Source organism: Vibrio sp. 1CM24A (genome assembly GCF_023161725.1).
Classification (GTDB): domain Bacteria; phylum Pseudomonadota; class Gammaproteobacteria; order Enterobacterales; family Vibrionaceae; genus Vibrio; species Vibrio coralliirubri.
The window spans coordinates 156,646-174,794 of record NZ_JALNTS010000001.1 but is presented as its reverse complement, the minus strand read 5'-3'; the positions used below and the strand labels follow the sequence as shown (position 1 = coordinate 174,794).

General features: G+C 44.0%; 20 protein-coding genes. 11 read left to right on the top strand and 9 right to left on the bottom strand.

Translation table 11 applies throughout. From position 1 onward, the window contains the following. Positions 1-228 precede the first annotated feature (228 nt). The gene (locus tag MSG38_RS00710) at positions 229-1,815 is read left to right on the top strand and encodes a BCCT family transporter (RefSeq protein ID WP_048606304.1); all 1,587 of its coding nucleotides are present in this window, start codon (positions 229-231) and stop codon (positions 1,813-1,815) included. A 129-nt stretch (positions 1,816-1,944) separates the two neighbouring features. Here MSG38_RS00710 and MSG38_RS00705 read toward each other — a convergent pair whose 3' ends face one another. Continuing rightward, positions 1,945-2,307: a RidA family protein gene (locus MSG38_RS00705; RefSeq protein WP_017062654.1), complete on the bottom strand. Its 363-nt coding sequence runs from the start codon at positions 2,305-2,307 to the stop codon at positions 1,945-1,947. A gap of 281 nt (positions 2,308-2,588) precedes the next feature. On the opposite strand from MSG38_RS00705, the gene MSG38_RS00700 reads away from it, so the two are divergent. Next, positions 2,589-3,035 carry a DUF417 family protein gene (locus MSG38_RS00700; RefSeq protein ID WP_050651721.1) on the top strand — a complete coding sequence of 149 codons (447 nt, stop codon included), beginning with the start codon at positions 2,589-2,591 and terminating at the stop codon, positions 3,033-3,035. 116 nt (positions 3,036-3,151) lie between these two features. Here the strand turns inward: MSG38_RS00700 and MSG38_RS00695 are convergent, their stop codons facing one another. The 5 genes from MSG38_RS00695 to MSG38_RS00675 all read right to left on the bottom strand — a co-directional run bounded on the left by MSG38_RS00695 (position 3,152) and on the right by MSG38_RS00675 (position 6,381). Continuing rightward, positions 3,152-3,670 carry a GNAT family N-acetyltransferase gene (locus MSG38_RS00695; RefSeq protein WP_248400743.1) on the bottom strand — a complete coding sequence of 173 codons (519 nt, stop codon included), beginning with the start codon at positions 3,668-3,670 and terminating at the stop codon, positions 3,152-3,154. Between the two features lie 65 nt (positions 3,671-3,735). Next, positions 3,736-4,200, bottom strand: coding sequence for an acyltransferase (locus MSG38_RS00690; RefSeq protein WP_248400742.1), 465 nt, complete (start codon positions 4,198-4,200; stop codon positions 3,736-3,738). Between the two features lie 118 nt (positions 4,201-4,318). Next, positions 4,319-4,468 carry a hypothetical protein gene (locus MSG38_RS00685; protein WP_248335957.1) on the bottom strand — a complete coding sequence of 50 codons (150 nt, stop codon included), beginning with the start codon at positions 4,466-4,468 and terminating at the stop codon, positions 4,319-4,321. Positions 4,469-4,562: 94 nt separating this feature from the next. After that, the gene (locus MSG38_RS00680; RefSeq protein WP_248400741.1) at positions 4,563-4,919 is read right to left on the bottom strand and encodes a hypothetical protein; all 357 of its coding nucleotides are present in this window, start codon (positions 4,917-4,919) and stop codon (positions 4,563-4,565) included. A gap of 214 nt (positions 4,920-5,133) precedes the next feature. Further along, on the bottom strand, positions 5,134-6,381 hold the full coding sequence (locus MSG38_RS00675; RefSeq protein ID WP_248400740.1) for a RidA family protein: 1,248 nt from the start codon (positions 6,379-6,381) through the stop codon (positions 5,134-5,136). Positions 6,382-7,161: 780 nt separating this feature from the next. Between MSG38_RS00675 and MSG38_RS00670 the strand changes: the two genes are divergently transcribed. Together MSG38_RS00670 and MSG38_RS00665 are read left to right on the top strand one after the other, a co-directional pair. After that, positions 7,162-7,596: a glycine zipper family protein gene (locus MSG38_RS00670; RefSeq protein WP_061038173.1), complete on the top strand. Its 435-nt coding sequence runs from the start codon at positions 7,162-7,164 to the stop codon at positions 7,594-7,596. A 12-nt stretch (positions 7,597-7,608) separates the two neighbouring features. After that, positions 7,609-8,133, top strand: a complete 525-nt coding sequence (locus MSG38_RS00665; protein ID WP_050648334.1) for a hypothetical protein — start codon at positions 7,609-7,611, stop codon at positions 8,131-8,133. Between the two features lie 83 nt (positions 8,134-8,216). On the opposite strand, the gene MSG38_RS00660 is transcribed toward MSG38_RS00665, so the two are convergent. Continuing rightward, complete coding sequence (locus MSG38_RS00660; protein WP_017067592.1) at positions 8,217-9,101, bottom strand: AraC family transcriptional regulator; 885 nt, start codon at positions 9,099-9,101, stop codon at positions 8,217-8,219. 193 nt (positions 9,102-9,294) lie between these two features. Here MSG38_RS00660 and MSG38_RS00655 point away from each other — a divergent pair, with 193 nt between their 5' ends. The 6 genes from MSG38_RS00655 (at position 9,295) to MSG38_RS00630 (ending at position 15,225) form a co-directional block, all read left to right on the top strand. Continuing rightward, on the top strand, positions 9,295-10,443 hold the full coding sequence (locus MSG38_RS00655; RefSeq protein WP_248400739.1) for an iron-containing alcohol dehydrogenase: 1,149 nt from the start codon (positions 9,295-9,297) through the stop codon (positions 10,441-10,443). A 224-nt stretch (positions 10,444-10,667) separates the two neighbouring features. Continuing rightward, positions 10,668-11,414, top strand: coding sequence for an amino acid ABC transporter ATP-binding protein (locus MSG38_RS00650; protein ID WP_048606287.1), 747 nt, complete (start codon positions 10,668-10,670; stop codon positions 11,412-11,414). Further along, positions 11,414-12,211 carry an amino acid ABC transporter permease gene (locus tag MSG38_RS00645; protein ID WP_248400738.1) on the top strand — a complete coding sequence of 266 codons (798 nt, stop codon included), beginning with the start codon at positions 11,414-11,416 and terminating at the stop codon, positions 12,209-12,211. The genes MSG38_RS00650 and MSG38_RS00645 overlap by 1 nt, the downstream gene beginning before the upstream one ends. A gap of 12 nt (positions 12,212-12,223) precedes the next feature. Further along, the gene (locus MSG38_RS00640) at positions 12,224-13,033 is read left to right on the top strand and encodes a transporter substrate-binding domain-containing protein (RefSeq protein ID WP_248400737.1); all 810 of its coding nucleotides are present in this window, start codon (positions 12,224-12,226) and stop codon (positions 13,031-13,033) included. Positions 13,034-13,161: 128 nt separating this feature from the next. After that, positions 13,162-14,088 (top strand): amino acid ABC transporter permease, encoded by a 927-nt coding sequence (locus MSG38_RS00635; protein ID WP_248400736.1) that lies wholly within the window; start codon positions 13,162-13,164, stop codon positions 14,086-14,088. A gap of 192 nt (positions 14,089-14,280) precedes the next feature. Beyond that, positions 14,281-15,225: an ADP-ribosylglycohydrolase family protein gene (locus MSG38_RS00630; protein ID WP_248400735.1), complete on the top strand. Its 945-nt coding sequence runs from the start codon at positions 14,281-14,283 to the stop codon at positions 15,223-15,225. Between the two features lie 66 nt (positions 15,226-15,291). On the opposite strand, the gene MSG38_RS00625 is transcribed toward MSG38_RS00630, so the two are convergent. Further along, positions 15,292-16,176, bottom strand: coding sequence for a LysR family transcriptional regulator (locus tag MSG38_RS00625; RefSeq protein WP_248400734.1), 885 nt, complete (start codon positions 16,174-16,176; stop codon positions 15,292-15,294). 102 nt (positions 16,177-16,278) lie between these two features. Here MSG38_RS00625 and MSG38_RS00620 point away from each other — a divergent pair, with 102 nt between their 5' ends. After that, complete coding sequence (locus tag MSG38_RS00620) at positions 16,279-16,890, top strand: LysE family translocator (protein WP_248400733.1); 612 nt, start codon at positions 16,279-16,281, stop codon at positions 16,888-16,890. 69 nt (positions 16,891-16,959) lie between these two features. Here MSG38_RS00620 and MSG38_RS00615 read toward each other — a convergent pair whose 3' ends face one another. Beyond that, positions 16,960-18,147: a DUF1501 domain-containing protein gene (locus tag MSG38_RS00615; protein WP_248400732.1), complete on the bottom strand. Its 1,188-nt coding sequence runs from the start codon at positions 18,145-18,147 to the stop codon at positions 16,960-16,962. Positions 18,148-18,149: the final 2 nt, after the last annotated feature.

Below are 18,149 nucleotides of genomic sequence, written 5' to 3'. Positions count from 1 at the left end.
AATAACGTCTCAAAAATCAGAAATGTGATTTGGATTCGAGAAAAAAATTCGTATCAAAACTAGCCAAAAAGTAGTGATTTAAAGGCGATTTGGGATTCTTTTGGGAATTCGCCCACTTTTTGATAACAAATGTGTTAGTATCGGCGGCTTTTTTGACGAACCTCACATTTCTATGCAAGTGTGGGAGAAATACATAGGCTTGAAAGAGCCAAATATAGCGAAGAAATAATGTCCAACTTGACGCAAGTCGCCAACGAAAACATCAACGCAGAATCTACTTCTATCGATTTCAATAAAGCTCAATCTTTGGGTGAAAAACTGGAACTCGGAAACCCAGTCTTTTGGCTTAGTGGCAGTTTTTTAACCCTCTTTGTCATCCTAGCCTTCACCAACACCTCCGTGTTGTCCGAACTTGTAAACATCGGCTTTAGTTATTCAACTAAATGGTTCGGTGCTTTCTGGCAAGTCCTACTACTTCTCAACTTCATTATCGGTTTAGTGCTTGCACTAGGTCGCACCGGCCACGTTCGCTTAGGAACGCTTGCCCTACCTGAAATGACCACCTTTAAATGGATGTCTATCGTCCTATGTACGCTGCTAGCCGGCGGTGGTGTGTTCTGGGCAGCCGCAGAGCCTATTGCTCACTTTGTTTCAGCTCCGCCACTGTATGGCAACGCAGATCCTCAAGCGATGGCGTTCAATGCTCTATCACAATCTTTCATGCACTGGGGTTTCCTTGCATGGGCAATCTTAGGTGGCTTGTCTTCCATCGTGTTAATGCACCTGCATTACGACAAAGGCCTTCCTCTTAAGCCTCGCACTCTGCTTTACCCAGTACTTGGCGACAAAGCGATTAACAGCTGGGTTGGTAACGTTGTCGACGCATGCAGCATCGTGGCTGTAGCCGCAGGTACTATCGGCCCTATCGGCTTCCTTGGCCTACAAATCAGCTACGCGCTAAGCGAACTGTTTGGCATTTCAGACAGCTTTGCAACTCAGAGTGTTGTTATTATCTTTGCTATCGCAATGTACACACTGTCTGCATTGAGTGGCGTGAACAAAGGTATCCAACTGGTCAGCCGTTACAACATCATCTTATCAGTGTGCCTAATCGGCTACATTCTGCTAGTAGGCCCAACGAGCTTCATCGTTGATGGCTACCTGCAAGGTATGGGCGAAATGGTTGATAACTTCATCCCAATGGCGCTATACCGCCAAGATACAGCATGGCTAGGCGGCTGGACGGTATTCTTCTGGGGGTGGTTCTTAGGTTATGGCCCAATGATGGCTATCTTCATTGCTCGCATCTCACGTGGCCGTACTATTCGCCAAATGATCGTTTCTATCAGCATCGTTGCACCGCTTGTAACGTGTTTCTGGTTCAGCATCGTTGGTGGTAGTGGTCTAGCGTTTGAATTAGAGAACCCAGGTGTGATTTCTAGCGCGTTCGAAGGCTTTAACCTTCCAGCTGTTCTTCTAGCAATTACAGCACAACTGCCGTTTCCTACTTTGATTGCGATTTTGTTCTTGATCCTGACGACCACGTTCATCGTGACAACAGGTGACTCAATGACTTACACAATCAGTGTGGTAATGACAGGAACAACAGAGCCAAACGCAGCCGTACGTACCTTCTGGGGTATCATCATGGGTGCGGTAGCGATCGCACTCATCTCAATGGGCTCTGGCGGCATCTCCGCTCTACAGTCGTTCATTGTAATCACTGCGGTTCCTGTTTCGTTCATCTTACTGCCATGCTTATGGCACGCTCCGAAGATCGCGAAACAGATGGCAAGAGATCAAGGTCTCGCTTAATACCTAATCCGATTTAGTTTCGGATAATCTAGAACACTAAAAAGCCACTCAAGTGATTCACCTGAGTGGCTTTGTTTTATCTGTTCGTTACTTGTATCGACGAATGCTTATTTCTACCGATAATTCAGCTTATTGAAACTTTTCACCCGCAGCAACCATGAATGACATCTCGACCAATAGTTCAGGATTAGCAAGTTCTGCTTTCACGCATGCACGGCTTGGCGCACAACCTTCAGGGAACCACGCTTCCCAAACTTCATTCAGTGCATCAAAGTTAGCGAAATCCGTTAGGTAAATAGTCACCGACAATACGCGAGATTTATCACTGTCTACCAAACTCATCATTTCTTCAGCTTGTTCGAAGATTTGCTGAACCTGACTCTTAATTCCTGCTGTTGTATCCGTCTCTGCCACTTCCACAAAGCTTGCGATACCGTTAAAAACAGTCACATCAGACCAACGCTTGGTCGGGTTAATTCTATGGATTTTCACTGGTTATACTCTTCTTATAATTAGGGTGAACATCAGCGTAATCTAATCCAAATCATGAATATTGAAAACAAAAATTGGAAAACTCGCGGCACCTTTTGAACAGCACTATCGCCTACACACTCTTTAGGTTCTCAACGTCACTAGCCTTTAAGTTCCTATCGAGACAATAAGTCGTTACCTATTAAGTTTTTAGATAAATATATTAAGTATTATTCACAGCGCGAAATTTAATCTGAGCTATTGCGGTCATATTCAGGGATTTTATTAAATGGAGTACTTTTATGCATGTTCAAACCTATGATTTAAAACAGAGTAACGTCGGATACAACCTAGGCGTGATTGGCGTAGCATTGGTGTTAGCTTGGATTGGTATTTATAAGTTTACGCCAACCGAAGCGATGCTCATTGAACCGCTAATCGCAAATCATCCAGCAATGAACTGGCTTTACAATCTGTTCTCAGTGCAAGCTGTGTCTAACATGGTGGGTGGCGCGGAGATCATTGTCGCGGTTGGACTGATCGTTGGATTTAAGAAACCGACAGTAGCTTTCTATTCAGGCATTGCGGCAGCGGCTATCTTTGTTGTGACACTTAGCTTCCTGATTACAACGCCAAACGCTTGGAAAGTATCGGATGGCATCTTAGTCACTAACTTCTTTTTAGTGAAAGACATCCTGTTTTTAGCGATCGCAATTAGCGTAATCGAACGGAATAAACCTCAGAAATAACTGTAAATCTAGAAGTGGCCAAAACCTAGAAGTAACCTTAAACCTTGAAATAAAAAGGCTCGAAGCTGGCTAGAAGGACGCTGCCAGCTTCTAATGTATAAGGCACTGATAGTCACCTAGTCAGGTAAAACCTTACGATAATAATTAGCATCTTGATGTTCTCCTTTGAACACCGCGTAGCTTTCGATATGCTCGACCAATTCAAAATCTGTGTTGGATAAGATTTTATTTGATCCAACATTACCCACTAGCGCATAAGCATCAACATATTTAAGGTTGGTCTGCTGCGTCAAATAGTCTAGAAACTGCTTTACTGCGTTAGACGCAATGCCTTTTGAGGCAAAGGAGTGACCTACTCGATAACCCAGTTCTCCACTTTCAGCGTTCTGGTCGATATCACGAACGTTGATTCGCCCACAAATAGTGCCATTAGCGTCTTTGATCAACATAGGAATCATCTCGCCGTTTTCATATTCAGCCAGAAAGTCGGTGATTTGCTCGGCCACACCTGCATTTGAATAGAAACGGTCTTCCCTAGCTGGAACAAATTGCTCAAACCACTCTCTATTTTCGACCTCAAAATCCAAGAGCGCACTTGCGTCATTCGGTTGAAGTAAGTGTAAAAATACATCCATGACAAATACTCTAATGTTTCCCTAAAAAGCCGCACCTTATGATTCATGAACCACGGCTTATTAATTTACGGTAAGTCTCTTAATTTCTTGGCTGGGTTGCCGGCGTAGATACCTTTCTCAGTGATGTCTTTCGTTACCACACTGCCCGCGCCGATTACTGCACCTTCACAAATGCTCACAGACAGAACCGTGGCATTAGAACCAATCGTGACGTTGTCAGCTATCAAGGTACGACCCCAGCTTTCAGGATTAGGATCTGGCTTGCCCTCTCTGAATAAGTCGTTGGCAAACATGACCCCGTGACCAACAAAGCAGTCACTTCCAATGGTCACATACTCGCAAATAAAGGTGTGAGATTGAATCTTACTTCTCGCACCTATCACGGTGTTCCTTTGAATCTCAACAAAGGGGCCAACGAACACATCATCTTTAAGCTCACAGCCATAAACGTTACTTGGTTCGATAATAGTGACATTCTCGCCACAGGTAATATCAGTAATCCGTGACTTTAATATTCTTGGACTTGCCATACTTCACTTCCTCTCGACATTAGCGTCAAAATTCAACCTAAGCGATTGTGCCGTATGCATTAAAGTGCATCAAATAGATGTGTTGAGAGTTGGTAATGGATCAAAGATTCTGCATAAATTAAAACAGTCCCACCAGCACAACTGACAACAACACCCCGCTAATAAAACTCGGGGCGTGGAATGGCCGAGCCCGAGATTTAATGTACTCTTTCTGAAGGTCTTCTTGGTAAGTTTTAACGGCGAGTTCTTTTACGTAATTATTTTGCATAATAAGCTCCTTCTTAATCAGTAAGAGAAGCTTAAGACTTGAAGTTAGGTTGAGGTAAAGCAAAAAATCAGATTAATTGAACACTTTATTTTTGTTACTCAAGGATTACCCTGAACACATCGTTATTCACGCCGCCAACATCTACTAACTCTCCCGGTTTCATTAGAAGCGAGGTGTTCAGCTGTCGTGTTGAACGTGGCTCTTTTGTTTCTCGAATCACTAACATATCGACAAAATAACCTGAGTCTTGCTTTGATATTGAGCCCGAAAACGTAACGCTTTCAACCCTATCGGCAAGGACTGAATTGAATGTTTTATCCTCTAAAACACCTGCGGAGATGGATGTATCACCATAAAATAGCGTAATGGTTGTTGGGTCGGGTACCAATTCTTGATTGGACGAACACCCTATTAAGGTAAGGCATAGCAGTAAAATGACTCGAAATTGCATAAGCTGGTTTTCTTTATTACGTCAAGCGTCTGTTTTTCTTATTAAAACACTTCAACCTTATAAATACCATATTTACGGGATAAGCTTAGGTGTGTCGCTTCGATGGATTTGAGTAATGAGGTGAACGGATCAGATCACGGCCTGTTGAATTTGCTCCCTGTTTGGAAACTAAAGCCGAGATCTGATCGATATTATCGAGAAGGGTTCAATTGATTTAAGCAACAACGTCTTGTGGAGGTGTCCCTTCACAGTTAGAAACGACAGCATCAATTTGTACTAAAGCATTCATTGGGATTTCTGAAACCCCGACTACCGTTCTTGCAGGCAGCTCAGCGCTAAAGAATGTGGTGTAGATTTCGTTTACCGCATCAATATCTGAAATATCCTTAAGTTGAATATTAATTTTCACCGTATCGTCCATGCTATGGTCAACGCTTTCAATTATCGTCTTAATATTGTTTAAACATTGTTCAGCTTGTTCTTTTACCCCACCAGCAACAATTTCATTTGTTTTCGGATCTAAAGGTAATTGTCCTGAAATATGATTGTAGTGAGAGAAAGCCACTGTGTGCGAATAAGGCATAAATGGTGCAGCATCGGTATTATTGGCTTCTATTACCAGTAAACGAGTGTCTTCAGGTAATTGTGGCGGTGTACCGTCGCCATGTGAAATTGATGTATCGATTTGCACTAAAGCACCCATTGGTAATTCAGCTGCGTTAACAACGGTACGAGCAGGGACATAGCTTGGGAAGAATTTAGCACATACTTCATTTACCACTTCCGCGTCTGCGATATTTTTTAGGTAGATAGTCGTTTTAACCACATCATTCATGACATGACCGATACTTTCTAGAATAGCTTTAATGTTTGATAGACATTGTGCTGTTTGTGCTTCGATATCACCATCAACTAACTCACCTGTGGCTACATCTATAGGCAACTGAGCTGAAAGATTGTTGTAGTGAGAAAAGGCGGCAGTCTGTGTGGACACAGCACTTTGAGGCGCATTATCCGTATTTCTTGATACCTTAATTAGCGCGCAAGGTGCTTGTGGTTTAGTGCCTTCACCGTTAGAAATGAGAGCATCCATTTGAACTAGCGCATCGCTGTTTGGCAGTGCAGCGACACCCACGACAGTACGTGTTGGCAGGCTGTTGTGGAAGAAGCTTTTGTAAACTTCATCAATAGCATCGATATCAGAAATATTCTTAACGAAAACATTAATCTTCACGACATCATCCATAACATGGTCGATGCTTTCAACAATCGCTTTAATATTATTCAAACATTGTGCTGCTTGATCTTTAATATCACCGATGACTATTTCACCCGTTTTAGGATCAATCGGAAGTTGCGCAGAAAAGTTATTATAATGAGAAAAAGCGACCGTTTGTGTAGATACAGAATTTATTGGTGCGTTTTCAGTGTTTCTTGAAATTTTAATGATATCGCTACTCATCGGTATTATCCTTTTAATAAAATAGGTATACGTATTTATATTTAACAATCGTATTTGGAAGAATGATTAAAGTAGCGCCATGTTAGTTTAATTGTTTTAGGAGAAACGTGATAACCGTCAGGCTATCACTTTACTATAAATCAGCACGTTACAGAATAATTAGTCACAACACGACTAATTATCCGCAATACGGTCGCTAACCGAGTAATAAATTCTTTTTATTTTTGAATATATTCAACAATCATGAATACTCTCTCAGATAGAGTGAAGAATAATTTTAGTAATTTAGAAAGAATTTGATAGATCGTTCACACTAAAGTTCTTAAAAACCGCTTACTGACTGTATTGTTTGATTTTCATTCTTATATACGTGCATAAAGTCTTAACCTAAATAACTAATTATTTTAGAGCGCTTTTACTATATAAATACATTAATAATAAATTAGAAATTCAAATACCAACATACTGAAATTACCTACAATTCAATACATTTGCTCATCTTGATTAACAAGGGAGTGATGTTCTCATAAGTTGTCCCTTTTCTAAGCCTGCTCTCTCACAACAGCCTGAGTAAATAGCTCATAGCTGAAACATGTTATGCATCAGACAAATAACTCTTATGTTTCAAGGTCATTATCCAACATATGCACGCCAAGATAGTATGCACGAAACATGAAGATCACTTATCGCTTCATTACGTTTAAAGCTATTTGTCGACCTCGAAGAGAGTTCAATATCAATGATTAAACGAATTTGTTTGGTCAACTTGAGGATTAGAAAGTGAACAAAAGAACGAAACTGTTAGGCCTGAGCCTAGTTATGACCTCCCTCTCTGCTCTTGCTGGTGGTGGCTACATCACAGACCCAACCACTCACATTTCATTCAATTACGACAACGTGACCCTTGAGGTTGCTCAGCAAGAGCTTGCGACATGCCAAGGTGTTGCTGAGTCAACGCTGACAGCACCTACAGACACCAAAAAAGGAAGCGGCGTAAAAGGCGCAGCGAAAGGGGCGGCCGCTGGCGCTGCTGTTGGCGCGATCTCTGGTGGCTCTGGATCTGACGCAGCCAAGACTGGTGCGGCGATTGGTGTTGTATCCGGTAGAGTTAGCGGCCGACGATCAGGGGCTCAGGCTGAAGAAGATAACAAAGCCATGTATGCGACGGTGTTGAGAAACTGCATGACTGATAAGAAATATAACGCCCTGAACTAAGGAGATTCGGCAATGACAAAACTCATTAAAACAAGAGTGTTAGCGGCTCTATTGGCAGGGTTTTCAGCTCCCTCTATGGCTGATATTGCGTTCGGCTTGGGGTATCAGGAGGGTGATAAACTCTCATCTCAATACGTCGACCTGATGTTTCGTGGTGACCTACTTGAGATTGGCGGTGAGTACCAGAACAGAAAGCGTGATGACCAACTAGAAGACTACGACCAAGACGCGATCAGTGAAGGCATGGCGTTTTTAAAGGTAGGCGCAGGTTACAGCTTCCCGCTTAAACGCATCACGGTTCGCCCTTATTATAATTTCGGCATAGGTGGCGCTCAGCTCAGCGACGAGGTTGATGACGCGGCCAACCCTGACGCAACCTATTTCAACGCCCTCGGTGTATCGACTAAATGGAAGTTTGCAGAGCTAAAAATGGAATGGAGAAACTACCAAGTGGACAGCGGCGAGTCAGAGGGTGAGGATCTACCTTATGACATTGATGAGGATACGTTTAACGTGTCTATTGGCATGGCATTCTAGCGATTGATTTTATGGGGCTAAACAAACTCGTTAGAGCAGTGAAGCCTTCTACTTCCTCTCCCGCCAGTCAACAATATAAAGAACTACACCGCTCTTGGAGTAGTATTGAAGTGGCGCTTAAATTCGCGACTGAATTGGGATGGGCTAGAATAACCGACTCGACGAGCAGCATCGCTAATTCGCAGGCCTTCTAGTTGAATCAGCTCTTTGGCTTTGTTGAGCCTGACCTTCTTCAAGTATTGAAGAGGTGATTCAAACGTGACATTACGGAATGCATTGTGGAAGGCAGACACGCTCATGTTGGCTTCGTCAGCAAGCGATTGAACGGTGATGGTTTGGTCGTACTCTTCATGCACTTTAGACAGCGCTTTGGCGACACGTGCGTAATGGCCATCATGATGAGCTAAATCAAACAGCACACGCCCTTCTGAACCGGTTAATGCGCGGTAGACAATCTCTGTCACCATAGCATCGCCCAAGATGTTGGCTTCAATGTCGCAATGTAGCGTTTTGACCAATCGAGTAAAGCTCTCTAGCATTTGCTCTTCCATTGGCGTCGATTCTAAGCCACTCGAGTTCTGTTTGTGCTTGTTGCAGTAGCTCTCTAAAAAGCCCTGGTCTTCGAGCTTTTTTACTAAGCTATGCAAGCGTTGAGAATCAATGCTAATCGACAAGCCAAGCAATGGCTCGCCATTAACAGGTAAGGCTTCACACTCCAACGGCATTGGCACACCCACCACAAGATAATCACCTGCAGCGTAAGTCACTGGCCTTTCGCCAATGTAGATGTTCTTTTTACCCTGTCCGAGCATGATAATGCCAGACTGGTAAGTAAATGGCTGACGCTGATTCCCGCCACTGCTTCTATACAACCACACGCCGCTAATTTCAGTTTCTCTGATCCCTTCGAGATCATCCCAACCTTTGTGTTCTACATAAGACTGTAATAACTGAGCGAGTGTTTTCATAAGTGGCGACTTTCCATTCCAAGTGCTAAGAGTAAGTAAGCTAAAGCAGAGGAAGAATATCAAGTTTGTAGAAATAGGCAATTTATTTGGAGGAACAGCTCTTCAGTGACCTAGATTACTGTACTAATATGCAAATATAGAAATTGAGCAATAAACCAAAATAACAAATTTCGCTTTACACAAGGAATCTCTGATGCAATTTACTTACGTTAACCCTACTGTTATCCATTTCGGTCAAGGCCAAATCAATGCTATCAGCCAAGCGGTTGATACTTCAAAGAAAGTACTAGTCATCTATGGTGGCGGTTCAATCAAGAGCAATGGTGTTTACGACCAAGTTGTAGAATCTTTAAAAGATCACTCTTGGATTGAGTTCTCTGGCGTTGAAGCAAACCCAACCAAAGAGACGCTAGACAAAGCAGTCGCTCTTGTTAAAGAAGAAAACGTAGAGTTCATTATCGCTGTTGGCGGTGGTTCAGTAATCGACGGCTCTAAGTACGTTGCTGCAGCGGCTAAATATGACGGCGACGGTTGGGACATTCTAACGGGCAAACACCAAGTAACTGAAGCGACGCCTATCGGTGCGGTACTGACACTTCCTGCGACAGGTTCTGAATCTAACATGGGCGCGGTAATCACGCGTAAAGCGACTCAAGAGAAGCTTGCTTTCCTTAACCCTGCAGTACAGCCTAAGTTTGCGGTTATGGACCCAGATGTAATGAAGTCTCTACCTGAGCGCCAACTGATCAACGGTTTAGTTGATGCGTGGGTTCACGTATGTGAGCAATATATCACGATGCCAACAGACGCGATGGTTCAGGACGGTTACGCAGAAACACTGCTTAAGAACCTGCTTGTACTGGGTAAGCAATACGACGAGCGTGACAACGACGCATGGCGCGCAAACCTAATGTGGACAGCAAACCAAGCGCTTAACGGCCTGATTGGTACGGGTGTTCCTCAAGATTGGGCAACTCACATGATTGGTCACGAATTCACTGCACTATGGCACGTAGACCACGCGCGCTCACTTGCGATTGTTCAACCTTCACTACTTCGTAACCAAATCGAAGCGAAACGTGGCAAGCTAGAGCAAATGGGTCGTAACGTATTTGGCCTAGAAGCGGGTACTGATTTAGCAGAACGCACAATCGCTGCAATCGAAGCCTTCTACCACAGCCTAGACGTAGCAACCATGTTCGACGGCTACGAAACAAACAAAGCAACGGCGATTAACAACGTTGTCGCTCAACTTGAATCACACGGTTACCTGCAACTTGGCGAAAACCAAGCAATCACACCTGAGAAAACACGTGAAATTCTAGAGTCTGCGATTCACTAAAAATCGGGAAAAAGAATGAAAACAAAGATAGTGGTCATACAACGATGAATTTTCACATCTGACTGAACCCATTACTTTTTTCTTTCGTACAACAGAAGCAGCGTTCATTTTGAGCGCTGCTTTTTAATTTGCCCTACAAGATGCTATTAAATTCTCATAAGTCCCTAATTTTATGTGCAATCATATTTCTATATTGTTAAGGTAAACCTGTCTCTTTACTAGGTATGAACAACGATTTGAACAATCTCAAGGAAATGGTTAAGTTTAAGTCACTTAACAAGTGGTATGGTGATTTTCATGCCCTAAAGGATATCGATTTAAATATTGAACAAGGAGAGATAGTGGTGATTTGCGGGCCGTCTGGTTCGGGTAAATCAACCTTGATCCGTTGCATCAATCAGCTAGAACCTTTCGAAAGTGGCGAACTTTCCGTGCTAGAGCAAGTACTCCCGAGTAAGTTCAACACACCGGGCCAAGTCGGAATGGTGTTTCAGCACTTTCATTTATTCCCCCATCTTACCGTGCTTGAGAACCTTACTCTTTCTCCAATTCGTACGCTTAAAAAAAGCAAACAAGAAGCCGAAAAGATAGCAATGCACTATCTCGAGCGTGTGCACATTGCAGAACAAGCCAACAAATACCCAGTGCAACTTTCTGGCGGCCAGCAACAACGCGTGGCTATCGCCCGTTCTCTGTGCATGAAGCCGGAATTACTCTTGTTTGACGAACCCACTTCAGCGCTTGATCCGGAGATGATCAACGAAGTGCTCGATGTGATGGTTGAACTGGCGAGCGAAGGCATCACGATGGTGTGTGTCACCCATGAAATGGGCTTTGCAAAACAAGTGGCCGACCGCGTTATCTTCATGGATGAAGGACAAATTGTGGAATCGAATACTCCACAAGCGCTCTTTGAAAACCCTCAACATGAACGTACTCAAGCGTTCCTAAATCAGATCCTGACTTATTGATGTTGATTCGATTTATTAAACCCGCCCTTTCCGCTCTAGTACAAATTGTTGTACTGGTGGCTGCTGTTGTTTGGATTCTCGATTCTGGCGCACAAACAATGGGATACAGCTGGCAATGGGAGCGCGTGCCGGACTATATTGCTTTCTATGAAGATGGCGAATGGTGGCCTGCTGAATTAGTTGAAGGGCTACTGGTGACCATCAATATCTCTCTGATTTCTTTGGTCGCGACACTGATCATCGGCTTAACGACGGCGCTATTGAGAAACTCAAATTCTGTAGTTGGACGCACCTTAGCCACCAGCTATGTTGAGTTGATTCGTAACACGCCGTTATTAGTACAAATCTATTTGCTCTATTTTGTGTTTGGCCCCGTATTAGGGCTCGATCGTTTTAGCACTGCCGTTTTAGCCTTGGCACTTTTCCAAGGTGCTTACACCGCCGAAATCTTCCGTGCTGGTTTAAACGGTATTGCAAGAGGACAATTTGAAGCAGCTCAATCTTTGGGCTTATCAAAGACCTATACTTACTGGGATGTGATTCTTCCTCAGGTGGTGCAACGCACCTTGCCACCTTTGACTAACGAAGTGATCTCTCTTATCAAAAACTCTTCGATTGTCAGTGTCATGGCTATCTTTGACCTAACAACCGAAGCCAGAAACATCGTTTCTGAAACCGCGATGCCATTTGAGATTTGGTTCTCTGTGGCGATCATTTACCTTGCACTTACACTTTCACTTTCTGCCGTTGCAGCTTGGCTCGAGCATAAGCTCGGAGCTAACTGGCGAACACAATAAGGATTTATCAGCATGAAGCTATTTAAAACCGCAATTACAGCCCTACTTGCGCTTGCCGTCAGTTTGCCTGCACTTGCTTCTGAAACGCCTAACCTAGACAAAATCAACGAACGTGGCTCTCTACGCGTTGGCATGTCGACGTTTGTTCCTTGGGCGATGCGTAACAAGCAAGGCGATCTTGTAGGCTTCGAAATCGACGTGGCGAAACGCCTTGCCGAAGATTCGGGCTGGAAAGTCGAGTTCGTTCCCACGGCATGGGACGGCATCATCCCTTCTCTACTTTCGAACAAGTTTGATGTGATCATCGGCGGTATGTCTATCACTGAAGCTCGCGCTAAAAGCGTATTGTTCACTGAACCTTACTCGCATTCTGGCGTTCAACTGGCGGCGAATAAAGAGCTAGCAGAAGGTTTTACACAAATCTCTGATTTTGATTCTCGCCGTGTGAAAATTGCCGCTCGTCGTGGTGCATTCACGGTTCAAGTAGCTCGTGAAACCTTCCCTAAAGCGAAAGTTTTACAGTTCGATGACGATGCTCAAGCATTCCAAGAAGTATTAAACGGCAACGCGCACGCGGTGATCGCGTCTAGCCCGAAACCAGAACATGAAACGATTAAAAACGCAGACACGCTATTTATTCCATTCGAAGAACGCCTATCAAAAGGTAATGAAGCATTTGCAGTTCGCCTAGGTGAAACTGACAAGACCGAATTCTTCAACGAGTGGATCAAAGCACGTACTGAAGACGGTTGGTTGAAAGAGCGTTACGAGTACTGGTTCTCTACTCTAGATTGGCAAGACCAGATTGCTCAAGGTCAGTAATCAAAACTATTGCTAGTGAATCGAGGCAGTGCAGTGTTTGCGCTGCCTTGTTAAACACAACGAGAAAGCTATAACCTCATAGCCACCTCTCACAACACATCAATTATTATCGTTTAAACAGGAATGACGTGAGTAGTACTAGCGCATTAACAACACCTAAGCCCAACGTTCATATGAAGCCTTGGTATCAACGCCTTAACCTTTTAGATGGCGTGTTACTCGCTGTCATTTGTGTATTTGCAGGCTGGCTTTATTATCGTTCCGCTGTTGGTATTAACTACCAGTGGCGTTGGGAAGATGCGTTTACCCTGATTTTCATTCCACCTTCTCAAGGTAATATTCCTTACTTTTTCCAAGGCTTGATCGCAACGCTGCGCTTGAGTGTTTGGAGCATGGTATTAGCACTTTCTTTTGGCACATTACTTGGCGTTGCTAGGCACTCTAAAATCACTTTCTTTCGTACCCCTGCTCTGATTTTTATCCAGCTGGTTCGAAATATTCCACCACTGGTTTTTGTCTTCATATTCTATTTTTTCGTTTCTAACCAACTGATTCCATTACTTGGTTTAGAAAGTATCTTGCGTGAACACAACGGCGATATTAACGCTGTTCAAGCCTTTCTGTTTGGTCCTGCTAACCTTTGGGAAAACTTAGCGTCTGGCGTTATCTGTATTGGTTTGCTTTCTTCTGCTTACATTGCTGAAGTGATTCGAGCTGGCTTAGAAAGTATTCCTAAAGGGCAATGGGAAGCGGCCGATTCACTCGGCTTATCGGCATTGTCTAAGTATCGATTTGTGGTTGGCCCGCAAGTATTAACGGCCATCACACCACCTTTGGCTGGCCAAGCCATCTCTTTGGTTAAAGACACGTCGATTGTGTCTCTGATTTCGATCCAAGAGATGACGTTTGTTGGTACTGAAATGGCAAACTCTTCAGGTTTGATCTTCGAGATCTGGTTAATTGTAGGCTTCGTATATTTTGCTTTGTGCTTTGCGCTTTCACGTCTGTTCAAAATGATTGAGCAACGCTCTAGTGCCTATCTCAACCATCAATAACACCACCAATCAAAAATACGAATTCACCAGACTATTCATCGCCCTTATCAATTTCACCTGATTGGTTTAAGCTATTGACCAATCAGGATTTATCCCTTCATATTTCTTCTCAGAAACACAGCAAAATGCTCGCCTAATCACTATACTTAAAGTATCGAACTACGTTGATTCTTCTCAAGGACATCACTCAACATGGACAATCATAAAGAAAGAGCTTTTTACGCCGTTGTTGGCGCATTGGTTGGAGACGCCGCTTCAATGGGGCTACACTGGCTGTATGACCAAGAGAGGATCTTACACGTAGCGGGTTTTGAGCCAGAATTTCGTTCACCGAATCAGTTCGATTACCAAGACAAGGGCTACTTTGCGCACCAAGGTAAAACCGCAGGCGAGCAATCGCAATATGGTGCTCAGCTATTGGCGATGGTCGATAGCTTAGTCGACAACCAACAGTACGATGAAGCGAGCTACATCAAGCACTTCCGCTTCTGGTTTGATTTCGGTGGTAGTTGGCGAGGCTATATTGATAAAGCGACTCGTATGAGCTTGTTGAACATCCATCAATTAGAATTGGCAAACGCCCCAATTACAGCCTGTGGCGCGGATGATACACAGCTCCCCGCAGTCTCAAAGATCATTCCATTAGTGGCGTGTACTTATACCTCTCACACTTTGCCAGCGATGGTAGAGAGCGCGGTACGAGTGACCAACAACAACGACAAAGCCGTGGAATGGGCACAAGCTATCACCCTACTGATTCAAGCGGCAATTCAAGGCAACTCGCCACTGCAATCGGTAGAAATGGTACGACAAACTTGTAGCAAGTTCATACACGATCAAATCGACGAAGCTCTGGCTGATCCTGAGCTTTCGATTACAGATGCCGCGAAGAAGTTCGGATTACATTGCGAACTGAGTGCTGCGTTCCCCTTGCTGATACGCATCATTGCGGGTGCTCAGAGTTATCAACAAGGCATTCGCGACAATATCTTATGTGGTGGTGACAGCTGCGGGCGTGCGATTGTAATTGGCGCGGTATTAGCGGCGTGTTTCTACGAAGGAGATGGCGAAATTCCAACCGAATGGCTAAAACAAGTTGAATTCAATGGTGGCGTGCTGTCTTTGCCTATTGAGTGATTTCCACAATAACGAACTAAAGTCTGACATAAGACAAGCACACTTCTAGGTCGGAGGCTGTCGTTCCTATAAGGTTGGAACACACTGTGACAACTCATTCTTCAGCCAAACCACAAACGGGCTTTCAGGCTCATCATGGTTGCTATCTTGTGTGAGCAATATGTACTGATGACCGGAAGGTACAAAGCCAAACGGTGCGATTAAGTTGCCCCTATTCAAATCATCAACCACCAATGGATAAGATCCAAGAGCCGCTCCTAGCCCATCAACGGCCGCTTGAAAGCAGAAATAGAAGTGTGCAAAGGTCTGGTTTGAAATAGCTTGCGGCACCATTCGGCGATCAAATTCACTACCTTTGGTGATAGATGTCCAGTGGCTCCAAGCGTTTGGTCGCGTGCTGCTGTGCAGTAATTTCACATCGGCTAGCTTGTCTTTGACCTGTTGCCAGTAATCAGGCGAGAACACCGGGCCAACCCATTCTTCGACTAACGGAATCTGTTTGTAATGCTCGGTTACGTTGAAGTCGTCTCGGCGAATGGCCATATCTAATCCAGTTGCGCCTAATGTCACAGGTCCACCTGCGGTAGACAATCGAACATCAATTCCCGATTCGTTATAGAAATCACCGAGTCGAGGCATTAACCAACGCATGGTCAATGTGGGTTCGCATGAAACTTCCAACGCTTGATGATTCAGCTGATTAAGCTTGTGGACTCCAGTATCCAATGCTTGGAACGCTTGCTCTGTGTAACTTTTGAGTAATTTCCCCTCTTTGGTGAGACACACATTCCTGCCCTGTTTGTAGAATAAAACTTGGGATAAGTGATTTTCCAATACCTTGATCTGCTTACTCACTGCGCCATGTGTGATATTGAGTTTATCCGCCGCTTCACTGTAACTGCTCGAATGCGCTGCTACGTGGAAAATATGAAATGCTTTCAAATGTCTCATGTGTGACTTTTCCTCACAGATAGGTGGAATTCATTTCGATTATAGACAGCAATAAAAAACCATACAATGCTGGCTCATCAAATATAAAGAGTTGGAGTCATTATGGAGTGGTTAAGCCTAGCAGTATTGGGACTATTGATTGTTATCAGCCCAGGAGCTGATTTCGTTTTAGTTTTGAAAAACAGTGTCAATCAAGGAAGACAAGCAGGGATTTGGACTGCAATAGGTGTGAGTTTAGCCATTTGTGTTCACATCAGTTACTCAATGCTTGGGATCAGTTACTTAATCTCACAGAATGAGCAGCTGTTTGATATGATCAGGTACGCAGGCGCAGCCTACCTTATTTATCTAGGGCTAAAAGGTATCTTGAGTGCGGACAACAAGCTTGCACCTATGGAAGATGCAAAGCAAAGCACCAGTGTTTGGCGCTATTTAGCCCAAGGCTTTTTATGTAACGTGCTCAACCCAAAAACCATGTTGTTCTTCTTGAGCATCTTCAGCCAAGTTATCTCACCTGATGCAGAAAACCAGCATGTCGCACTCGGCTATGGGCTTTATATGATCGTTCTTCACGGCTTATGGTTTGGAATTGTCGCTATGCTGTTTACTTCGAATACATTGCAAAAGCATCTATTGAGAGCAAAGAAAAGGCTTAATCAAGCGTGTGGATTTGGCTTACTGACGTTCGGAGCACTGTTGGCGATCAAATCGTAAACAAGCGAGTCAGAAATAGAAAGCGATTCAAAACGACTGAATCGCATCTAACTGGGTCTTGGTAAACCTCTAAACAAGATTCATCGGTTTAATATCGGCACTATCAGGGAAGATAGTGTTGAGTTGTTTCACTTCTATCGATAAATGTTGGTTGAGCACGCCCTTGATAACCGAACGCATATCAGTCGTTGGATTAAGGTCTCGGCCTTCATATAGTTGGCTTTGGCTCAAGCCCGGCCAATTGGCAATAACCTTACCACCCGCTCCTTTCAACGATGGCAGCGCACCACCCTCAACAAACATGACGTTGCCGGTGCCATGATCGGTGCCTTTAGTGCCATTTTCTTTTGCTGTTCGACCAAATTCACTGGCCGCGATGATCACGGTCTTCTGCCAACGATCACCTAGTGACGCCTTGAGAGCCGCTAACCCAACATCCAAAGTTTTAAGTTGATTACTCAACCGCCCATTTACGCTACCTTGATTGGCATGAGTGTCCCATCCACCCAATTCTAACGCTGCGATATTTGGTCCGTTATCAGCCGATAAGATATCGCCTGTTTTACCCATCAATGATTTAAACTGTTTGCCAACACCTTGGTCTCCCACAAGTTGATCTATCTTCATGACACTTTCGAAGTTTGAAGACAGCATTTGGTCACTTTGAAACAACTCTTCCAGCAGTTCTGTTTGTTTATCACGTGTTTTCAAGCGGTTTGGGTACCAACTTGCCACGGTCGATTCGCCCTGCATGATGAGTGGTAAACCCGAATCAATTGCGATTCCATCGTATTTTTCTGAACTCAACGTGAGTAAACGGTTAATCCACCCTACGGTGTTAAACGGGTCGGAAGTGCCATTCTCTAATATCTTCTGTCCATCGAAATGTGAGCGCTCGCGATAAGCGGTTGAACAAGCGTGTACAAAGCTGAGTTCGTTACTCTCATACCACTGATGGCATTGCTTTAGGGATGGGTGAAGCCCAAAGAAATCATCCAACTTCAATAGCTGCTCTGGTTTTAATCCGATGTAGGGTCTCAAATTAGAGTAATCCGGATCGGCATGCGGCACTACAACATTTAAACCATCCATCGCGCCACGCAGTGATACCCAAATGAAGATATTGTCTGAAGCTGTTTTGGCAAAGCTTGGAAATGGCACCATCGCACTGACGCCAACAGCCGCCGCAATGCCCATGAACTGACGGCGGTTAATGCTATGTGGCACTTTATTCTGAGAACAATCTGGCTTTTTCATAC